We start from the raw sequence: 19,345 nt of genomic DNA, 5'->3' as shown, positions 1-19,345 counted from the left end.
CCACATGCGGACCGCGCGGTCCCGTTAAGGGGACGGCCGCCGGGGGGTCAGGTCGTGTGCTGGTCGGGTGCGTCGGCGGCGCACGCGTCCTGCAGTTGCTTGAGATAGGCCAGACCGGTCATGACCTCGTCCGTCGGCAGTCCGAAGTCGATGAGACACGCGATCTCGTCCACGCCGAGCTCCGCGAGCCGCGCCACGACCTGCTCGCCCTTCTCGACCGAGCCGAGCAGGCCGACGTTGTCGAAGTAGTGCTCGAAGGCCCGCTCCACGAGCATGTCGATCTCGTCCGGCTCCAGGTCTCCGGTGCTGAGGTCCGACGCCAGGATGAGCCCGAGTGAGCTGCGCATGTAGTCGCTCAGCGACGGCCGGACCAGCTCTCGGACGCTGTCGGTGTCCTCGCCGAGGTAGGTGTGCACCATCACCACGACGTGTCCCGGCCAACCGGTGTCGGCCGCGGCCTTCCGGTACTCGGAGATCTTGTGCGCCAGTTGTTCGGGAGTCTGGCCGAGCAGGTGGGTGAGGAGCCCGGCTCCGATCCGGCCGGCGCTCCGGAACGTCTCGACGTCGCCGACACTGGCGACCCAGATCGGCAGGTCGGCCTGGACCGGCGGCGGGAACGACCGCACCTTCACCTGGCTCCCCGCGCCGTCGGCGACCTCGATCGACTCGCCGCGCCACAAGGCACGCACCTGCTCGATCCGCTCGTACATCTCCGTCCGGCGGTTCGTGAACGCGGCCGGATTCAGGGCGAAGTCGACGGCGTGCCAGCCGGAGGCGAAGGACACCCCGACCCGGCCCCGGGAGATGTTGTCCACCACGGACCACTCCTCGGCGATCCGCAGCGCGTGATGCAACGGTGCCACGACGCTGCCCGCCCGGATCTTGACACGCTCCGTGGTCGCAGCGATCGCCGCACTGGTCACCGACGGGTTCGGATAGGTCCCACCGAAGGGGTGGAAATGGCGTTCCGGGGTCCACACCGCCGCAAAGCCGTTCTCGTCGGCGAAGCGGGCGCCTTCGAGCAGCAACCGGTACCGGTCGTCCTCGGCGCCTCCGCTGTCGTTGGCGAAATAGAAGAGGCTGAGATCCATCGTGTGTTCTCCCCAGCGGATACGGGTTCGGAGTCGCGGGTGTGTCGCGAACATCGGTCAACAAATGCGCCCGCTTCCGATTCATAGCACCCTCGTTCTTCGCAGACGAACCCACCGCGGACCGCGACGGAAAACGGCCGATGGAGTGTTGTCTCGCCGGCGAGACAAGCGCACGATGAACCCGTCCTCAGGGAAATCAGGTTTCGTTCACACAGGAGAGCCGTGGCCAATCCATTCGAAGACGAGGAAGGCGTTCATCTGGTCCTGGTCAACGGCGAGGAGCAGTACTCGCTGTGGCCGGCGTCCCATGCCGTGCCCGCCGGCTGGGCGGTCGCGCACGACGCGGACACACGGACGAACTGTCTTGAATACGTGTCCGCACACTGGTCGGACATGCGGCCCGCCAGCCTGCGAGAGGTGGTCGGATGACGGTCGACAGCGAGTTCCGTAACCCCATGGACGAGCTGGTGGTGGTCAAGGTGCGGGAGCTGCTGGGGAATCCGGACATCGGCATCGGTGACGACTTCCTGGCGGTGGGTGGCAACTCCATCATCGCCGTCCGCCTCGGCCAGGCCCTCCGCCAGGAACTCGGGGTGTCCCGGATCACGGGCGTCATCCTCAAGAACCCGTTGCTCAGCGACCTCAGCGACGTGCTGACCGAACTGGTCGGCGAGGCGTGAGGCAGAAGCCGAAATCCTGTCTCGCCGGCAAGACATCGAGCCGACGTCACCTTGCGGTGGACGGTGTCCCGGCCCATATGTTCGTGGTCCGGCGGTAGCGCCTTCAGTAAACGGCGCTTCGACCTCTTCTGGAAATCGGCGTCATCCCGTTCCAGCTAGTTGGATGTCGTCGCGGGTTCACGCGGCTGACTTTTTCCAGATGTGATAGATCGGTTGGAGTTCCTTCGTGCCCGGAATGCCGTACAACAATGTTCAGGTCGCGTCGGATTCGGACGGTGATCCCGCGACCGGAGGTCATCTCCGAAAGAGAGCCGCATTCCCGGGAGCAGCCGGCGCCCGGCCCGTGCCGCGGCGCGGGAGGACCTCGTGACGGCGGCCGGAGCCCGGCCGTGGACCGGATTCCTGTTTCCGGGGCAGAGTTCTGAGTACGTCGGCATGGGCGTCGAGCTCCATCGCGAGCACCCGTTGTTCCGTGCGGGCGTCGACCGGCACGCCGAGCAGTTCCGCCGACTCACGGGCATCAGCCCGCTCGACGTGTTCGCCGACCCGGCCGCACAGACCCGGGCGGAGCTGCTCCAGCCCGCGGTCTTCCTCCTGCAGGTCGCGTTGGCGGAGTTCTGGACCTCGTGCGGGGTGCGGCCGGACGCGGTGGTCGGCCACAGCCTCGGCGAATACGCGGCCGCCTGTGTGGCAGGGGTGTTCGGCGTCGAGGAAGGGCTCGAACTCGTCAGCGCCCGCGGCCGGGCCTTCGCGGCGGTGCCCGGCGCCGGCCGGATGGTCGCCGTGGGCGGCCCCGACCCGGCGGAGCTGGAAAGCCTGGTCGCGGCATACGGCGACGCGGCGTCGGTGGCCGCGTACAACGCTCCGGAGCGGATCGTCGTCTCGGGGACCGACGAGGCGATGGCGGAGTTGGTGACTGCGTTCGAGCGGCGGGGCTGGCTCACGATCGCGCTGGAGACCACCCACGCCTTCCACTCGACGTCGGTCGCTCCGGCCGTCCCGGCGCTGGTCGAGGCGGCCGGCCGGATCCGGCACCGGACCCCGGCCGTGCCGTTGGCGCTGAACCTCACCGGGGGTTGGGCCGAAGGCGGGGAGCTCGGCGCGGACTACTGGGGCCGGCAGCTCACCTCACCGGTCAGGTTCATGGGGGGAGTGCGGGCACTGATGGACCACGGCTGCACGGTCTTCCTGGAGGTGGGTCCCGGACGGACGCTGACCACGGCCGGCCGGGCGCAGAGCGGCGGGAACGAGCTCTGGCTGTCGGGGCTGTCGCCTCGGACACCGGATTCGGTGACGGTCCTGGAACACCTGACCCACCTGGAGGAGGCGGGGATTCCGGTCGACTGGGTGAGGTATCACGCGCCGTTCCGTGCCACGGGGCGGACAGCCGGTGCGGATCGGCCGGCAGCGGATCGGCCGGCTCCGGCGCCTTCCACCGAGTTGCCGTTCCGGATCGAGCGGGTCGTGATCCACGAGTCGGCGAGCGCCGCGAGGTCCGGAGTCGCGGTGGTCCGGCACCGGGTGGGTGGGACGGAGCGAGAGGTCGTCGACGTCTCGGTCGTCGACGACGCGGGCCGACCGATCGTCGAGGTCTTCGGGCTCGAACTCGCGGCGGGGACCGGCGAGGAGGCGGGCGGGCCGGACCAGCTCACGCCCGAGGAGGCGGAGCGGCTGTTGGCCTCGCTCGACGGGCTGACCGAGGACCAATTGCAGGACCTCCTGCCGCTGTGGGCAGGCCCAGGCGCTTCCACCCCCGTCGGATCGACCGAGGAGTGACACTCATGACTGACTACGACCTCCGCAAGAAGCTGGAGGCGGTGCTTCGGGCACGGGCCGGACAGGCGCGCACGGAGCATCCGCTCTCGTACGCGCAGAGCTCCTTGCTGATGCTGCACCAGATGGACCCGGACAGCGCGTCCTACAACGTCGCCCTCACCGCCCGATTCACGGGCGGATTCGACTCCGCCCCGTTCCACCGCGCGCTGCAGTCGCTCGTCGGACGGCACGCGGCGCTGCGCACCACCTTCAGTCGGGCGGGCGCCGACGACGGGGGCGGCCCCACGGGCTGCCAGACCGTTCACGGCTGGCTCGAACCCGACTTCGTCGAGGTGGACGCGCAGCGGTGGACCGAAGCAGAACTCCAGGAGGCGGTGCGTGCCGCCTATCGCGAGCCGTTCGCCCTCGTGTCGGGATCGCCCCTTCGAGCGCGGGCCTACCGGGTGGCGCCCGGAGAAGCGGTCGTTCTGCTGGCGGCCCATCATGTGGTGTGCGATTTCTGGTCGCTCGGCACCATGCTGGCCGAACTCGAGCAGCTCTACGCCGCCGAGGTCGAACGGCGCCCGGCGGGGCTGCCCGGAGACAACAAGCCGTACAGCGACTTCGTCGCGTACCAGCGTGAGCTGATCGCCGACGACCGGGGCGCCCGGGCCCGCGCCTACTGGCACACCCAGTTGTCCGGTCGGTTGGAGTCGGCCGAATGGCCCCGGTTCGATCTGGACCCGGCGGACGTCGACGGCGGGGGTTCGCTGATGTTCCCCATCCCCGCCGACCTCGCCGCGGACGTGTTCGCGCTGGCCAAGGCGGAAGGGGTCACGCCCTACGCGGTATTGCTGACGGCTTTTCAGCTGCTGGTCGGCCGCTACACCGGCGGGCGGGACGTGCTCGTCGGGAGCCCGTTCGCCGGCCGCACCGACCCGGCGCTGGCCGACTGCGTCGGGAACTTCATGAACCCCGTCGTGCTGCGTGCGGACCTGAGCGACGCGGTCTCCTTCCGCGAGCAGCTCGGCCGGACCCGCCGCACCGTGGCCCAGGCGTTCGAGCACCAGGACTATCCGTTCGAGCTGCTCGTCAGCGAGCTGGCGCCGCGCCGGGCGGACGGCCGCAATCCGATCTTCCAGACGATGTTCATCTACCAGAAGTCCGGTCGGCATCCGGCGCACGCCGCCCTCCACGTCGCCGACGAGGGCGCGTCCCCGGCCCCCTGGGCCGGACTGACCGCTGCGCCGTTCCCGCTGGACAAGCAGGACAACCAGCTCGAGCTCATGCTCGAGGTCGTCCACGACGGCGACCGGCTCGTCGGAGTGCTCAAGTACCGCAAGTCCGTCTTCTCCGCCGCCGCGGCAGGCCGTGCCGCCGAGCACTACACGACGCTGTTGCGGGCCGCGGTCGCCGGCCCCGACCGCAGCGTGGCGGAGCTGCCGATCCTGGACGAGGCCGGGCAAGGCGTCGACCGGCAGCCCGTGCCGGTGTCCGTCGCGTCGGACGACAGCTTGGCGGCCCGCTTCCGGCAGGCCGCGGAGCAGCATGCCCATCGAACGGCGGTGCGCTGCGAAGGCGACGAGCTCACGTATGCCGAGCTCGACGAGCTGGCCGGGCGCTGGACGGCCCGGCTGCGGGCCGAGGGCGTCGGGCCGGGCAGCCGGGTCGCCCTCCTGCTCGAACCCTCCCTCGACACGGTGGCCGCGATCGTCGCGGTCCAGCGGGCCCGGGCGGCCTACGTGGTCCTGGACCCGTCCCATCCCGCGGCCTGGTCCCGGACGGTGCTCGAGGACAGCGGAGCGCGCGTGGTGCTCACCCAGCCGGACCTGACCGCGCTGCTGGACGGTGCCACGGTGCCGGTCCTGGTCATGCCGGACGCCGAGCTGCCGCCGGCCGGCGAGCCCGACGATCTGCCGCGCGCCGGCGACGTGGCCCGCACCGTCTACACTTCCGGCTCGACCGGGACGCCCACGGGGATCGATGTCGAGCACGGCCATGTCCTGACGCTGCTGGACTCGATGCGTGAGCACGTCGGCATCGACGAGACCGCGGTCGGGGCGTTCCTCCCGGCCGGTTCCGATCTGTCGCTGTGGGGCACCCTGCTGGCCGGGGCGTGCCTGGTCGTCGTGGCGTCGGGGGCCGCCCGATCGCCCGACCTCTTCCACACGCTGCTCGTCGAGCAACGGGTCACGCTCATGGCCGGAACCCCCTCCGCCCTGCACGGCCTGTCCGGTGTGGTCCGGCGGACCGGGACCAAGGGTCTGGCGCTGCGGCACGTCGTGTCGAGTGGCGAGCCGCTGCCCGCGCCGCTCGCCCGGACCGTACGGGAGTGGTGCGGGACGCTGTGGAACACGTATGGCCCGTCCGAGACCACGCTCTGGGCCACCGGGCAGCCCGTCCGGTCCGAGGACTGTGCGGGAACCGACGTGCCGGTCGGACTCCCGCTGGCGAACGCCCGGCTCCACGTACTCGACGAGCACGGGCAGCCCGTGCCGCCGGAGTTCACCGGCGAACTGCACCTCGGCGGAGTGTGCGTCGGCCGGGGTTGCCTCAACCAGCCGCAGTTGACGAAGGAACGCGTCCTCGACAGCCCGCTCGACCCGCAGGGGCGGTTGTACCGCACCGGTGATCTGGCGCGGATCAACAGCCGGGGGCAACTGGAAATCCTGGGACGTGTCGACAATCAGGTGCGGATCGGCGGGTTCCGGGTCGAACCGGAAGGCGTGGAAGCCCGGCTGGACGAAGTGCCCGGTGTCGGAAGGTCGGCGGCGTTGGTCGTCGGCGCGGGCGACGACAGCCGCCTCGTCGCCTGCGTGATTCCCGAGCCGGGGTCGAAGGTGACGGAAGACGCCCTGAGAGCAAAGTTGCGTTCCACGCTGCCGCCTCACCTGGTGCCCACCGCGATCGCGTTCGTCTCCACGTTCCCGCTGGACGCCGGTCAGCGGGTCGACCGCACGCGACTGGCCGAGCAGTTCGCGAGCGTGCCCGCGCCGACCGGCGCCGCCGTGGCACCGAGCGACCGCGAGCGCCGGGTGACGGCCGTCTGGCAGCAGGTGCTGCAGCGCCAGGGCATCGGCCGCGAGGACAACTTCTTCGATCTCGGCGGCAACTCCATGCTGCTGCTGCAGGTCTACGAACTCCTCGACGGCGACGCCGTGGACCCGCCGTTGAAGGGGTCCGAGCTGTTCCGCTATCCGACCGTGGCCAGCCTCGCCGCGCGCCTCGGCCGGGGCGATGCCGCGCCCGCCCAAGCCGGCGCAGGCGGGAGCCGCGACCGGGAGCGAACGTCGAGCCGACGTATCCGACCGGCGGGCGACACGGTCCGCGACGCGCGCCTGCGGGCCCGGGAACGGGGCGGGAAGAATGCCTGACGCCGACGGGAACGACATGACGATCCGACCGAACGACGTGGCCGTCATCGGGATGTGCGGCCGGTTTCCCGGCGCGCCCGACGTAGACACGCTCTGGAGCCGGCTGCGGGCCGGGGACGAGCTGCTGACCACCTACACCGACGACGAACTCCGCGCGGCCGGTGTGCCCGAGACGGTACTCCGCGATCCGCGCTACGTCCGGCGAGCCGCCGTCCTGCCCGACGCCTTCGACTTCGACCCAGAGTTCTTCGGCTACACCCGGCGCGAGGCGAAGCTGATCGACCCCCAGCAGCGCATCACGCTGGAGGTGGCCGCGGAACTGCTCGACACCATCGGCTACTCCGGCGGGGCCGGAAATCAGGCGATCGGGGTGTTCGCCGGCGCGGCGATGAACACGTACCTGACGAACGTCGTCGCCCGCTGCTGCGACCTGCTGACCTACGACGGCATCGAACTCATGGTCGCCAACGACAAGGACTATCTGACCACGCGGATCTCCTACAAGCTGGGCCTGAAGGGGCCGAGCGTCGCCGTGCAGACCGCCTGTTCGACATCGCTGGTCGCGGTGCACGTGGCCGCGCAGAGCCTGATCGCGGGGGAGTGCGACATCGCCCTGGCCGGCGGCGTCTCGGTGATCGCCAACGCGTATCCGGGCTACGTCCACCGCGAGGGGATGATGTTCTCCCCGGACGGCCGGTGCCGTCCCTTCGACGCGGATGCCGACGGCACCACGTTCGGCGACGGCGTCGGCCTGGTGGCCCTCAAGCGGCTGGCCGAGGCGATCGAGGACGGCGACCGCATCCTGGCCGTGGTGAAGGGATCGGCGGTCAACAACGACGGGTCCGACAAGATCGGCTACACCGCCCCCAGCGTCGAAGGGCAGCGGGCGGTGATCAGCGAGGCGCACGCGGTCGCCGGGGTGGACAGCGACACCATCACCTATGTCGAGGCGCACGGGACCGCGACCGCCCTGGGCGACCCCATCGAGTTCACCGCTCTCAGCGAGGCCTTCGTCGACGGTGGCGCCCGGCCCGGGCAGTGCGCGCTGGGCTCGTCCAAGGCGAACGTCGGGCACCTGGCCGCCGCCGCCGGGATCACCGGGTTCATCAAGACGGTGCTGGCCCTGCAACACCGTGAGATCCCGGGCCACCCGACCTTCACCCGGCCCAACCCGGAGATCGAGCTGGCCGGCAGCCCGTTCCACATCAACACGCTGCCGATGGCATGGCAGCCGGGCCCGACCCCGCGCCGGGCCGCGGTCAGCTCGTTCGCCATCGGCGGCACGAACGCGCACGTCGTGCTGGAGGAGGCGCCACCGCTGCCCGCGCGGCCGACACCGGACGCCGGTCCCCGACTGCTCGCGGTGAGCGCCAAGAGCGACCGGGCGCTGCGGGACCTGGCCGGCCGGCTGGCCGACGCGCTGGCGCGGCCGGACGCCCCCGACCTCGCCGACGTCGACCACACGCTGCGGGCCGGCCGGCGCGGGTTCGCGCATCGCGGCGCGGTCGTCGCGGACGACCACGCCACCGCCGTGGCCGGACTGCGGGCGATCGCCGCGGGGGCCGCGGCGGCGCCGACGGCGGAGGCCGCCCCGGCCATATCGTTCCTGTTCGGCGAAGTCCCGGTCGAGGATTTCCAGGTACTGGCCGAGCGGGTGCCGGCCGTGGCCGCCCTCGCACAGCGGTCCACCGACAGCGCCCTCACCGGCGCGCAGAGTCCGCCCGCCGCGCGGGTGACCGCCGCACTGGCGCTCGCGACGCTGTGGGCCGAATCCGGCGCGCAGCCCGACGCGGTCGGCGGCGCCGGAGCCGGTGAAGTCCTCGCGGCCTGCTTCGTCGGAGTCCTCGACGAGGCCGAGGCACTGGCCCTGCTGTCCTGGCGGGCCGGGCTGCTCGACGGACCGCCGCAGGTACGGCCGCGGGTCCCGCGCGTCCCGATCCTGTCGGCCGTCGTGGGCGGCGAGCTGCCCGAGTCGCGAGCCCTCGACCCGCTGCACTGGACTCGGGACGTGTGGGAGGGCGGCCGGCTGGCCGAGGCCTTCGAGAACCGGACCGCGGACGGGGCGACGGTGGTCGTCATCGGAACCCCGGCCGAACCGCTGCCGGGGGACCTCGGTCCGGACGGCGACTTCGAGTCGTCGCCCGTGGCGCGGCTGCTCCACGAAGCGGCCCGACTGTGGACTGCGGGTGTGCCGGCGGACAGGTCCGACTGGTCCGACCAGGAGCCCCGCCGGGTCCCGCTGCCGGCGCACCCCCTCTATCGCAGCAGGCTGCGGCTGGACGAACCGGACCAGGCGCCGCCGGCCATCCATGCCCGCCCGCCGCGCGGCGAGGAGTTGAAGCGGCTGCTGGCGAAGGTGTGGACCGACGTGCTGCGCACCGAGGTCGACCGTTACGACCGGAGCATCTTCGACATCGACGACGACCCGCTGCTCGCCGTGCGGCTCGCCCGCCGGATCGGGACGGAGCTCGGCGTCCCCCTGCCGACGATCGATCTGCTGAAGAACCCGACGATCGACCGCCTGGCGGCGCATTTGGCCCGGCTCGGCTGACATGAACCACGAGGAGAACACCGTGGAGCCACTGCTCCCAGAGGTCGTCGCGATGGTCGGCGACTACTTCGACATCCGCCCGGACGCGCTGGATCCGGACGTCTCGTTCGCCGAACTCGGCGCGGACTCGATGGCGCTGCTCGGCATGTTGCGGCTGGTCGAGGAACGCTTCGGCTGCAAGGTTTCGCTCCGGCAGCTGTTCGGCGACCTCCAGACGCCGGCCGCGCTGGCGGCGCACCTGGCGGCGAACGCGCCGGCCAGGACACCCGCTGAGGCCACGCCGGCCCCGGCCGCCGGCGCGGTGACCACAGCGGCCGTCGAGATGCCGCGGACCCCCGCACCCGTACCGGTGGCGCCGTTCCCGACCGACACCCTCCCGGTGCCCGGCGCCACGACGGCCGTCGAGCGCCTGATCACCGAACAGCTCGCCGTCATGCGAAGCCAGCTCGAACTCCTGGCGGGCGGCAAGACCACGGGCACCGGACCGGTCGTTGTCGAACCGGCGCCCGCGACCCGCCCGGCGGGGCGACCGGCCTCGTCCCGGCCGACCGCCCCGCTCGCACCCGGTGCGCGCGGCGGAGCCGGACTCGTGGAGTCGGAGCAGCGGGCCCGGTATCTCAAGGTCCTGGCCCAGCGGTTCGGCAGCCGGACGAAGGGCTCGAAGGAGTTCGCCCAGAGGTTCCGTCCACTGATCGCCGACAGCCGCTCGTCCATCAACTTCCGGCCGACGACCAAGGAGATGCTGTACCCGATCGTCGCCGACCGCGGTCGAGGCGCGCGGCTGTGGGACATCGACGGCAACGAGTACGTCGACCTCACCATGGGTTGGGGCGTTCACCTCCTCGGGCACAACCCGCCCGCCGTCATGACGGCCCTGCGCGAGCGGCTGGACCTCGGCTACGTCATCGCCTCGCGCACCGAGGTGGTCGAGGAGGTCGCCGCCGGCCTGCTCGAACTCACCGGCATGGAGCGGGTCGCCTTCCTGAACACTGGCACCGAAGCGGTCATGACCGCCCTGCGCATGGCCCGGGCCGCGACCGGCCGCGACGACGTCGTGGTCTTCTCCACCGCCTACCACGGTCACGCGGACAGCGTGCTCGCAGCGGCCTCCTCCGCGAACGGCGTGCGGACCACCCGGCCGATCACCTCGGGCATCCCGGCGCGCGCGGTGGAGAACGTCCACGTGCTCGAATTCGGCACCGACGACGCCCTGGAGTTCATCGACCGGCACGGTCCGCGGCTGGCCGCGGTGATGACCGAGCCGGTGACCCTCCGCACCCCCGGAGTGCAGAACCCCGAGTTCCTGCGCCGGGTTCGGGAGATCACCCAGCGGCACGGCACGAAGCTGATCTTCGACGAGATGGTGACCGGTTTCCGCTGCCACCCCGCCGGGGTCCAGGGGCTCTACGGCATCGAGGCCGACCTGGCCACGTACGGCAAGATCATCGGCGGCGGGATGCCGATCGGTGTGATCGCCGGCCGGGGCGGGATCATGGACACGATCGACGGCGGCGTGTGGGACTTCGGCGACGACTCCCGGCCGACCGCGGAGTCCACCTTCTTCGCCGGCACGTTCTCGCAGCACCCGATGACCATGGTGGCGGCCCGGGCCGTTCTGAACCGGCTTCGCGGCGAGGGCCCGGCCCTGCAGCGGGACCTCGATCGCAAGACCGAGGTGTTCGTCGACGGGCTGAATGCCGACTTCCGCGAGCTCGACGTGCCGATCGACGTCCGCAGGTTCTCCTCGCTCTTCCGGTTCGAGCACGAACAGAACATGGACCCGCTGTACTTCAACCTCCTCGACCGCGGCGTCTTCGTCTGGGAGCTGCGCAACTTCTTCCTGTCCACGGCGCACGAGCAGGCCGACCTCGACCACATCCGGGCAGCGGTCCGCGACTCCGTGACCGAACTGCGGGAGCACGGTGTGCTCGGCCCCGGCCGGGCGGCGCCGTCCGGGGCCGTGGCGCCGCCGCCCACGCCGCGCAGCACCCTCGCGCAGCGCCAGCAGGCGGCCCTGGACGAGGGTGGCGTGCCGGCGTACCAGATGTCCGTCGGCTTCTGGCTGGACGGTCGCCTGGACCGGGACGCGCTGCGCGGCGCCGTGCAGGACCTGGTCGCGCGGCACGAGACCCTGCGGACCACGCTCGCCGCCGACGGCGTGACGCTCGTCGTGCGTCCGGCCGCGGAGACGGTGCTGGACGAGGTCCTGACCGAACACGTCTGCCCGGACGACGACGACCTCGACCGCTTCCGGCGGTCCTGGGCCGAGCAGCGGCTCGACCTCGCGGGCGGGCCGGTGTTCCGCGCCGCGATCGTACGGACCGCTCCGGAGCGGCATCTGCTGCTGATCTCCGGGGCGCACGCCGCGGTGGACGGCTGGTCGTTCGGCGTCCTGGTCGACGACCTCGTCGCGCTGTACAACGCCGGCTGTCAGGATGTCCGGCCCCTGCTGCCGCCCGCGGCACAGTTCCGGGACTACACCGCGTGGCACGAGCGGGTCGTCGTCGGCCCCGACGCCGCCGAGCACCGCGACCACTGGCGCGCCCTGCTCCAGGGCGCGGTGGCTCCGGAGCTGCCCGGGCCCGGACCATCCGGTCCCTTCCCCTACAGGGCCGTGCGGCACAGCATCCGGATCGACTCCGAGTTCTGCGACCGGATGCGCGACACCGCCCGGGAGCAGGGCGCGACGGCGTTCGCCTTCCTGATCGCGGCCTGGGGCGCCGTGCTGCACCAGGTGACGGGGCAGGACGACATCGTCGTCCCGGTCCTGGCCGCACGCCGACCGCCGGAGCTCGACCAGGTGGTCGGGTACTGCTCGAACCTGCTGCCGCTGCGTCTACGACGGACGGCGGACATCCTGGCCGCGGACTACGTGGCCGAGGTCATGGAACACCTCGTGACCGGGCTCGAGACCCAGGACCATCCGTTCGCCGACCTGCTCGACGAACTCGCGCCCGGGACAGGCCTACGCGCCGACCTGCTCGCGACGTCCATCTCGTTCTACCGCCGCGTGGCGGCACCCCCGATGGACGGGCTCACGGTGTCGGACGCCGACCCGCTGCCGATCGTTCACACCGGCCACCCCCTGGCACTGAACATCATCGAGGGCGCGGACGGCCTCCGGTGCGACTTCGAGATCGCGACGGACGTCGTCGCCCCCGACCTCACCGCCGACATCGCCCACCGCTACCAGAACCTGCTCGCCGACCTCGTCGCGCACGGCGAACGCCCCCTGGCCCAGCTCGATCGGCCCGGCCATGACGACCTCTGAGCACCACCTCCGACACGACCACATCAGCCCTCGGACATACGGGAGCCGTAAGACCATGATCACAGCAGGCCTGAAGCTCACGCAGAGCGGCGGCATCGCGATCCTCGACGAGGACCGTCTGGTGTTCAACGTCGAAATGCAGAAGATCGCCAACGGCGCCCGATACAGCAACGTCGACGAACTCGACGACCTGGTCGGCGTCATGGACAAGTTCGGCCTCAAGGTCGGCGACGTCGACACCTGGGCGTTGGACGGCTGGGACGGCGCCACCGGCGGGCGCGTCGGCGTCCGCGCCGGCGGGATACGGACCGAGGTTCTGGTCGCCCCCTACCGGGAGACCGACCTGGTGCCCGACCCGGGGCTGCCGGGCCACCGCGGCCGGATCGCGATCGGCGGCCAGTCGCTGGACTACGACAGCTACGTCCACGTCGCCGGCCACCTGGCCTCGGCCTACTGCACCAGCCCGTTCGCGCGTCGCGGCGAGCCGTCGATGGTGCTGGTCTGGGACGGCGGTTGCTTCCCGCGGCTGTACTGCGTGGACGCCGACGGCCGGATCGAGGCCGGCGGCGAGGCGTTCCCGCTCATCGGCCACACCTACTCGATGACCTCGCAGTACTGGGGCCCGTTCAAGCGGCAGAACAAGTCGCGGAACGTCGACGACCTCTCCGTGGCCGGGAAGATGATGGCGTACATCGCCCTCGGCACCTCGCGGGAGAAGATCAAGCAGGTCTTCCGCGAGGAGTTCTTCGAGTTCTTCGACGCCGACTCCCCGCGGGTGCGGGAGTACCGGCGGACCATCATCGGGTGCGGCAGCACCGGTGAGTCGTCGCACGCCTACGTGCACCAGTTCCTTTCTGCCGTGCAGGCCCGCACGGCCGCCCTCGGGTTCTGCGACGAGGACGTACTGGCCAGCGTCCACACGTTCCTCGAGGAACTGCTGATCGACCGGGTGACCAGGAAGATCCAGGCGTGGAAGGGCGGCGGCGCCTGGAACCTGTGCTTCGCCGGCGGCTGCGCGCTGAACATCAAGTGGAACAGCGCCCTGCGCTCCCACCCGACGATCAAGGCCATGTGGGTGCCGCCGTTCCCCGACGACTCCGGCGTCGCCATCGGCACGGCCTGCCTGGCCGCGGCCGGCGGCTCCGGGCTCCGGCCGATCGAGTGGGGCGCCCGGCTGGGCCCGGCCCTCGAACCGACGCCGGCCGTGCCGCACGGCTGGAGCACGTCGCCCTGCACACCGGAGGAAGTGGCCCAGATCCTGCACACCACGGGCCAGCCCGTGGTGGTGATCGACGGCCGTGCCGAACTGGGACCCCGCGCGCTCGGCGGACGCAGCATCATCGCGCCGGCGGTCGAGGCGTCGATGAAGAGGCTCCTGAACGACGTGAAGACCCGGGAGCACTACCGGCCGGTCGCGCCCATCTGCCTGGAAGAGCATGCCCCGACCGTCTTCGACCCGGGCACCCCGGACCCGTACATGCTGTTCGAGCACTGGGTCCGTCCCGAGTGGATCGACCGCGTCCCGGCCGTGATGCACTTGGACGGCACCGCACGGCTGCAGACCGTCAACGAGTCCGACGACCCGAACCTGCACGCCATCCTGCGCGAGTACTACAGGTGCAGCGGCATCCCGGTCCTCTGCAACACGAGCGCGAACTACAACGGCCGCAGTTTCTTCCCCGACGTGGCGTCGGCGATCGAGTGGGGCCAGCTCGACCTGGTGTGGAGCGAGGGCGTCCTGTACCGGCGGGAGGACTCGGCGCTCTGACAGGGCGTTCGACCTGGGTGGTCGGCCGTTCATGCCGTGGCCTGCGGGTTTCACTCGGGGCGGTGTCCGGGTCATGAGCGGGAACGTGAAAGTGCCTTCCGCGCCGGGGAGTTGAGGCTTGTCAAAGGTCTCCGTCAGCCCAGCGGAAAGGCACTTTCCGCCTGGCGGCCACCGGCCGGCGTCGACCCCGCCGCACTCAGCGTCCTGCATGCGGCCCGAGCCGCCGCCCCGAAGCCGCCTCGCTGCAGGCCGACGAGATCCGCGGCGGTGTCCCCGCCCCGCGCGGGCGCACGTGAACTGCCGGGCTCCGGGGGGCCCGGCAGTTCAGCGGCCGGGCCCTGTCGACGGGCCGGGCCGAGGGGCCGGCCCGGGACTGCGAGGCCGTGCTGCGGCGCACTGACGACGTACGCACCCGGCACCGGCCGGCCGCCGGCCCCGGTGCCGACGAGCTGGTCAACGACGAAAGGGCAAGGGCCAGATGACACCTCAGCACACCCAGAAGAAGCCGACTCTGATCGTCGTCCACGACCGGGACGGAACGCCCCCGTCCGAGGTGGCCCTCCCCCTGGGCTGGGCGGAGTGCGTCTTCGTGATCCCCGCCGCCGACGCCTCCCACGGGATCGCCTCGATCCTCGCCGCCTTCGGTGAGGTGGTGGAGATGGACCTGGACGCGGTCGAGGAGACGGCCGGACGGCTGCGCAAGTACGGGCCCGACGGCATCATCACCTACAGCGAGCAGCTGCAGCGGGTCACCGCGCACCTGGCGGAGCTGCTCGAACTCCGCTACCACACGCGGCAGTTGGCGGAGCTGTTGACCGACAAGTGGCAGCAGCGGGCGGCACTGCGCGAGGCCGGGGTGGACTCGGTGCGCACCGCGCTGATCCACACCGAGGCGGACTGGGCGGCCGCCACCGTGCACGTCGGCTTCCCCGCTGTGCTGAAGCCCGTCCACGGGGTCGCCAGCGGCAACACCTTCCACGCCCCGGACGAGGCCACCGGGCTCGGCCACCTGCGCACGGTGCTGGCGCTGGACCGGCCGGGGCTGGTCCAGGGCGGCGGCCTGGTGCTGGAGGAGTACCTGGTGGGCCGCCCGACCGGGCCGTTCGGTGACTACGTGTCGGTGGAGATCGCCGTTGTCGAGGGCGATCCGATCATCATCGGCGTCACGGGAAAGCCGCCCCTGGTACCGCCGTTCCGCGAGACGGGCCGGTTCTGGCCGTCCCCGTTCGGCCGGGCGGAGGACGAGGAGTTCACGGCCCTCGCCCGGAGCGCGGTGGCGGCCCTGGGGATCCGCACCGGCGTCACCCACACCGAACTCAAGGTCACCGCGCAGGGGCCACGCTTGATCGAGGTCAACGGCCGTCTCGGCGGCGGCATCCAGGAGCTCTCGCTCAGTGCGATGGATCTCGACCTGACCGCGTACGCCGCCCGCATCGCGCTCGGCGAGACGGCCTCGCCGCGCCTGGTCCCGGTGGAGGGGGTGCACTTCCAGCTCATCCTGCTCGCGCCGCAGCGGTCCTGCGAGGTCGTCGCGATCGAGGGGGTGAAGGAGGTGCGGGCCCTGGACGGGGTGAGCAACTGCCGGTTCTACGTGAGGCCCGGTCAGACCCTGGACGGTGGAGTCGCCACCACAGCGCTGGGCGTCGTCGGCGGTGTCGTTCCCGACCACGACGCGTACATCGCACTGGTCGAGCGGATCAACTCGCTGCTGCGGCTGGGCTTCGCGTTCGAGGGGGAGCCGCGGCCCCGCTTCGTCAACGGCGCCGGGCTGTCCTCGCTGTAGGTCGACGCCGTACCGACGCACCCGAAGCACGGCGAAGATGGAAGATCACGGCTCACGAGCCACCCGCCGCACGGGCGGCGAACCCGCTCCGACCCCCACCATGCGCGGGGGTGTGACCAGCAGCACGCGCGATGGGAGACGGTCGACCACGCACCGGACTCCGACGGCATCTCTCGCCACTGCCCTACGGTCCTGAACCGCCCGATCACGCCCTCGAACTGCCGCCGCAGTCGCTCCGGGTGCGGACCGTACTCGCCGACCGGCAGGCACGGCTCGCTGAAATCCCGTGCCGTATCAGTCAGTTGCACTCGCCTCGCAACATGACGTCCGGAACCCCGACCGCGGTTTTCCGCGCGGAGCCGGACATCACAGGTGATTCCGCACCGTGCATTCGAGGTCGGACGCGATCTGGCTGATCATTTCGGTGGTGCCGGCGGGGTCGAAGAAGTGCCCGCCGGGCACCGTGGTCAAGCTGAACGCCGCTGAGGTTTCCCGGTACCAGTCCCGCATGCGCTCGGGTGGTGCTTCCGTGTCGTCCAGGCCGGCGAAAGCACGCAGCGGCACCGCCAGCGGCAGCCCGCTTCGCGGCGGGCAGGTGCCGACGACGGTGAGGTCGGCTCGGACGGTCGGCAGATACATGTCCAGGAACTCCTGGCTGTCGAAGATCTCCGCGGCTGTGCCGCCGAGCTCACGCAGATAGGCGATCAGCTTTTCATCCGACTCGTTCCAGCCGCGCACCGGCACGCCTCGGGAAGGAGCACAACTGCTCGCGAAGAACATGTGCGAGGGCTGCGGCAGGCCCCGCTCGCGCAACAGGTGCGACACCGCCAGGGCCACGCGCGCGCCCATGCTGAATCCGAAACAGGCATACGGCGGATCCAGCTCTGCGGCCATCGCGTCGGCAATGGCCTCGGCCAGCGGTCGCATGTCCCGGAAGGGTTGCTCCGCGAAGCGGTTCTCGCGGCCGGGCAGCTGTACGCCCACCACCTCGACGTACGGCGGAAGCAGGGATTGCCAGTCTCGGAACGAGGCGGCACTGCCACCCGCGTAGTGGAAGCAGAACAGGCGAAGTGCCCTGGATTCATGGGCCGGACCGAACCGCCGGAACCACTTGGCCTCCGGACCACGCCGTGACTGAACAGCCATCTAGGCCTCCTTCGCACCCAGCCTGGCGGCGAACAGTTCGAACAACTCGGGTGGTCCGTCAAGGAACCGGTAATGCGCCCCAGGAAGCACGTGGTGATCCGTATCTCCGCACCGGTTCCAGCCGCCCATTGCGTGGTGGGGGACTTCGCGGTCCTCGGTCCAGCCGATGGTCGTGATCGGCATGGCCAGCCTGACGGGGTCGGGGACGACGTACCGCTTGTTGACCTCGATGTCGGCACGCAAGATTTCCAGCGCCAGTTCGAGCACATCCGGGCTCGGGTTTCCGCCGCGTGCTTCGATCATGATACGGAGCTCGTCGGTCAGCCCCTCGTCATCGAGTTCCAGGAACCGTCCGGTCGGGCCGTCCTGCGGCGCCACCTGTGAGGAGACGAACAAATGGCCCGGAACAGCCAAGCCTGTCGCCTCGGCCTGGACGGCGGCCTGGTATGCCGCCAAAGCCGAGCCGCAGTGCCCGAAGAAGCCGTACGGCCGGTCGAGGTAAGGCGCCAGGCCGGCCACAAGGTCCACGGCCAGCTCTTCGTAGGTGGTCGGCGCCTGTTCTCGCATCCGGTTCGCGCGTCCGGGCAGTTGTACCGGGACGAGTTCGACACCGCCGATGCTGGACGGCCAATGGTTGTACATCCCCGCGCCGGTACCGGAGTAAGGGATACAGAATATCCGGGCGGTGGCCACCGGATCGGGCCGGCGCAGCAGCCAAGGATTCATGCCCTTCATGAACTTCTCCCTTTGGTGCGCCGCTTGGCGGTGATGGGGATGTGCTTGAAGCCCGAAACGAAGTTCGACCGCAGTCGTTCCGTCGGTCCGGCGGCTTGAAAATCATCGAATCGTTCGAACAATTCGCTGAACAGGATGCGAAGGGTCAGGCGCGCGAGTGAGTGACCGACGCAGTAGTGCGGCCCCACCCCGAAGGCGAGGTGCTTGTTGGGCTTGCGCCTCAGATTGAAAACCTCGGAGTCGGGGAACGCCTTTTCGTCACGGTTGGCCGCACCGAGCCATACCACCACCGCATCTCCGGCGGCGATCGGCGTATTGTGCATGACTACGTCCTGGGTGGCATAGCGCAGGAAGTGATTGACCGGTGACGCCCAGCGCAGGGCCTCCTCGGTGGCGGTCGCATCGACCTCGGGGTGCGCGGCCCAGTCGGTAAGAACCTCCGTACCGATGAACTCGGCCATGACGAAATTGGGTGAATGCGGAGTGGTGACGTTAGCGCCGAGCAACAAGCTGTAACAGTTGGACGTGATCTCCCCCGGGGACATGTGGCGCCCCTCGAAAGTGGTCCCGATCAATACGCTGAGCAAATCGTCGGTGGGGTTCGCACGCCGGAACTCCACGAGGTCTTGAAAATAGGCGAACAGCTCTCGGTGCGCGGTCTCCAGAGTGGCGGCCTTGCCATCCGGGCCTTGATACTCCGGATCGTCGGCGGCAATGCAGACCGTTGTCAGCCGGCTCAGCCACGACCAGTCGCGCCGCGGGATGCCCATCAGTGTGCCGCTGACGGCCATGGGAAGAGCCAGAGTGGCTTGAGCGAAGTCGAAGACTCCTCCGTCGCCGAGTGGTTCGATCAGTTCGACCAACAGACTGGTGATCATGTCGCGCTGCCGGTCGACAGCGCGCGCGGTGAGCGCCTTGTGGAGCCGGCCCCGCATCTCGGTGTGCCGGGGCGGGTCGGTTACGGCGAGCTGCCGTCCACCCGCAGGGTCGTCGTGTCCGAGCAGGTCGACAAGAGTGCCGCGTTCGGAGGTGAAGACGGCCCAGTCACGCAGGACGCGATCGGCGTCCTCGTAGGAGACGACCGACCAGAATCCGTTGTCGTTGTCCACCTGCTGCCAGTGCAGGCTGTCCAAGGCACGCAGGCGACGCCAGATCGCCGGAGCATCCCCGTCGCTGTACAGCATCGGATCC

General features: G+C 70.5%; 12 protein-coding genes and 1 pseudogene. 8 read left to right on the top strand and 5 right to left on the bottom strand.

The features are described from left to right. Positions 1–47 precede the first annotated feature (47 nt). A complete protein-coding gene (locus AB0D31_RS09915) occupies positions 48–1,091 on the bottom strand; it encodes a MupA/Atu3671 family FMN-dependent luciferase-like monooxygenase (protein WP_362719572.1) in 1,044 nt (347 codons plus the stop codon). A 222-nt stretch (positions 1,092–1,313) separates the two neighbouring features. On the opposite strand from AB0D31_RS09915, the gene AB0D31_RS09910 reads away from it, so the two are divergent. From AB0D31_RS09910 to AB0D31_RS09875, 8 genes and pseudogenes are all read left to right on the top strand, one after another. Continuing rightward, entirely contained in the window at positions 1,314–1,520 is a 207-nt protein-coding gene (locus AB0D31_RS09910) for an MbtH family NRPS accessory protein (RefSeq protein ID WP_362719569.1), read from the top strand. Beyond that, on the top strand, positions 1,517–1,771 hold the full coding sequence (locus AB0D31_RS09905; RefSeq protein WP_362719566.1) for a phosphopantetheine-binding protein: 255 nt from the start codon (positions 1,517–1,519) through the stop codon (positions 1,769–1,771). Before AB0D31_RS09910 ends, AB0D31_RS09905 begins: the two co-directional genes overlap by 4 nt. Positions 1,772–2,137: 366 nt before the next feature. Continuing rightward, positions 2,138–3,547, top strand: coding sequence for an acyltransferase domain-containing protein (locus AB0D31_RS09900; RefSeq protein WP_362719564.1), 1,410 nt, complete (start codon positions 2,138–2,140; stop codon positions 3,545–3,547). A 5-nt stretch (positions 3,548–3,552) separates the two neighbouring features. Further along, complete coding sequence (locus AB0D31_RS09895) at positions 3,553–6,900, top strand: amino acid adenylation domain-containing protein (protein ID WP_362719561.1); 3,348 nt, start codon at positions 3,553–3,555, stop codon at positions 6,898–6,900. A 16-nt stretch (positions 6,901–6,916) separates the two neighbouring features. Continuing rightward, complete coding sequence (locus AB0D31_RS09890; RefSeq protein ID WP_362719558.1) at positions 6,917–9,451, top strand: beta-ketoacyl synthase N-terminal-like domain-containing protein; 2,535 nt, start codon at positions 6,917–6,919, stop codon at positions 9,449–9,451. Between the two features lie 22 nt (positions 9,452–9,473). After that, positions 9,474–12,722, top strand: a complete 3,249-nt coding sequence (locus AB0D31_RS09885) for an aminotransferase class III-fold pyridoxal phosphate-dependent enzyme (protein ID WP_362719555.1) — start codon at positions 9,474–9,476, stop codon at positions 12,720–12,722. A 55-nt stretch (positions 12,723–12,777) separates the two neighbouring features. Next, entirely contained in the window at positions 12,778–14,490 is a 1,713-nt protein-coding gene (locus AB0D31_RS09880) for a carbamoyltransferase N-terminal domain-containing protein (RefSeq protein WP_362719553.1), read from the top strand. Positions 14,491–14,968: 478 nt separating this feature from the next. Then, positions 14,969–15,853, top strand: a pseudogene (locus AB0D31_RS09875) (ligase); the annotation flags it as partial. Positions 15,854–16,092: 239 nt separating this feature from the next. On the opposite strand, the gene AB0D31_RS09870 reads toward AB0D31_RS09875, so the two are convergent. Genes AB0D31_RS09870 through AB0D31_RS09855 form a run of 4 tightly spaced genes read right to left on the bottom strand, consistent with a single transcriptional unit; the run spans position 16,093 to position 19,338 of the window. Further along, positions 16,093–16,581: a transposase gene (locus tag AB0D31_RS09870; protein ID WP_362719551.1), complete on the bottom strand. Its 489-nt coding sequence runs from the start codon at positions 16,579–16,581 to the stop codon at positions 16,093–16,095. A gap of 58 nt (positions 16,582–16,639) precedes the next feature. After that, positions 16,640–17,419: a thioesterase domain-containing protein gene (locus AB0D31_RS09865; protein ID WP_362719548.1), complete on the bottom strand. Its 780-nt coding sequence runs from the start codon at positions 17,417–17,419 to the stop codon at positions 16,640–16,642. After that, on the bottom strand, positions 17,420–18,154 hold the full coding sequence (locus AB0D31_RS09860; RefSeq protein ID WP_362719546.1) for a thioesterase domain-containing protein: 735 nt from the start codon (positions 18,152–18,154) through the stop codon (positions 17,420–17,422). It abuts the gene before it with no gap. Then, positions 18,151–19,338 carry a cytochrome P450 gene (locus AB0D31_RS09855; RefSeq protein ID WP_362719543.1) on the bottom strand — a complete coding sequence of 396 codons (1,188 nt, stop codon included), beginning with the start codon at positions 19,336–19,338 and terminating at the stop codon, positions 18,151–18,153. The genes AB0D31_RS09860 and AB0D31_RS09855 overlap by 4 nt, the downstream gene beginning before the upstream one ends. Positions 19,339–19,345 lie beyond the last annotated feature (7 nt).

Origin of the sequence: Streptomyces sp. NPDC048361 (genome assembly GCF_040651795.1) — a bacterium.
Taxonomy (GTDB): Bacteria; Actinomycetota; Actinomycetes; order Streptomycetales; family Streptomycetaceae; genus Streptomyces.
The sequence above is the reverse complement of the archived record's forward strand: the minus strand, read 5'-3'. Positions and strand labels throughout refer to the sequence as shown.

Excerpts from the sequence above, each read along its gene's own strand:
- AB0D31_RS09915 (WP_362719572.1), bottom strand. The coding sequence starts at position 1,091 with ATGGATCTCAGCCTCTTCTATTTCGCCAACGACAGCGGAGGCGCCGAG.
- AB0D31_RS09855 (WP_362719543.1), bottom strand. The coding sequence starts at position 19,338 with ATGCTGTACAGCGACGGGGATGCTCCGGCGATCTGGCGTCGCCTGCGT.
- AB0D31_RS09895 (WP_362719561.1), top strand. The coding sequence starts at position 3,553 with ATGACTGACTACGACCTCCGCAAGAAGCTGGAGGCGGTGCTTCGGGCA.
- AB0D31_RS09905 (WP_362719566.1), top strand. The coding sequence starts at position 1,517 with ATGACGGTCGACAGCGAGTTCCGTAACCCCATGGACGAGCTGGTGGTG.
- AB0D31_RS09890 (WP_362719558.1), top strand. The coding sequence starts at position 6,917 with ATGACGATCCGACCGAACGACGTGGCCGTCATCGGGATGTGCGGCCGG.
- AB0D31_RS09860 (WP_362719546.1), bottom strand. The coding sequence starts at position 18,154 with ATGAAGGGCATGAATCCTTGGCTGCTGCGCCGGCCCGATCCGGTGGCC.
- AB0D31_RS09880 (WP_362719553.1), top strand. The coding sequence starts at position 12,778 with ATGATCACAGCAGGCCTGAAGCTCACGCAGAGCGGCGGCATCGCGATC.
- AB0D31_RS09865 (WP_362719548.1), bottom strand. The coding sequence starts at position 17,419 with ATGGCTGTTCAGTCACGGCGTGGTCCGGAGGCCAAGTGGTTCCGGCGG.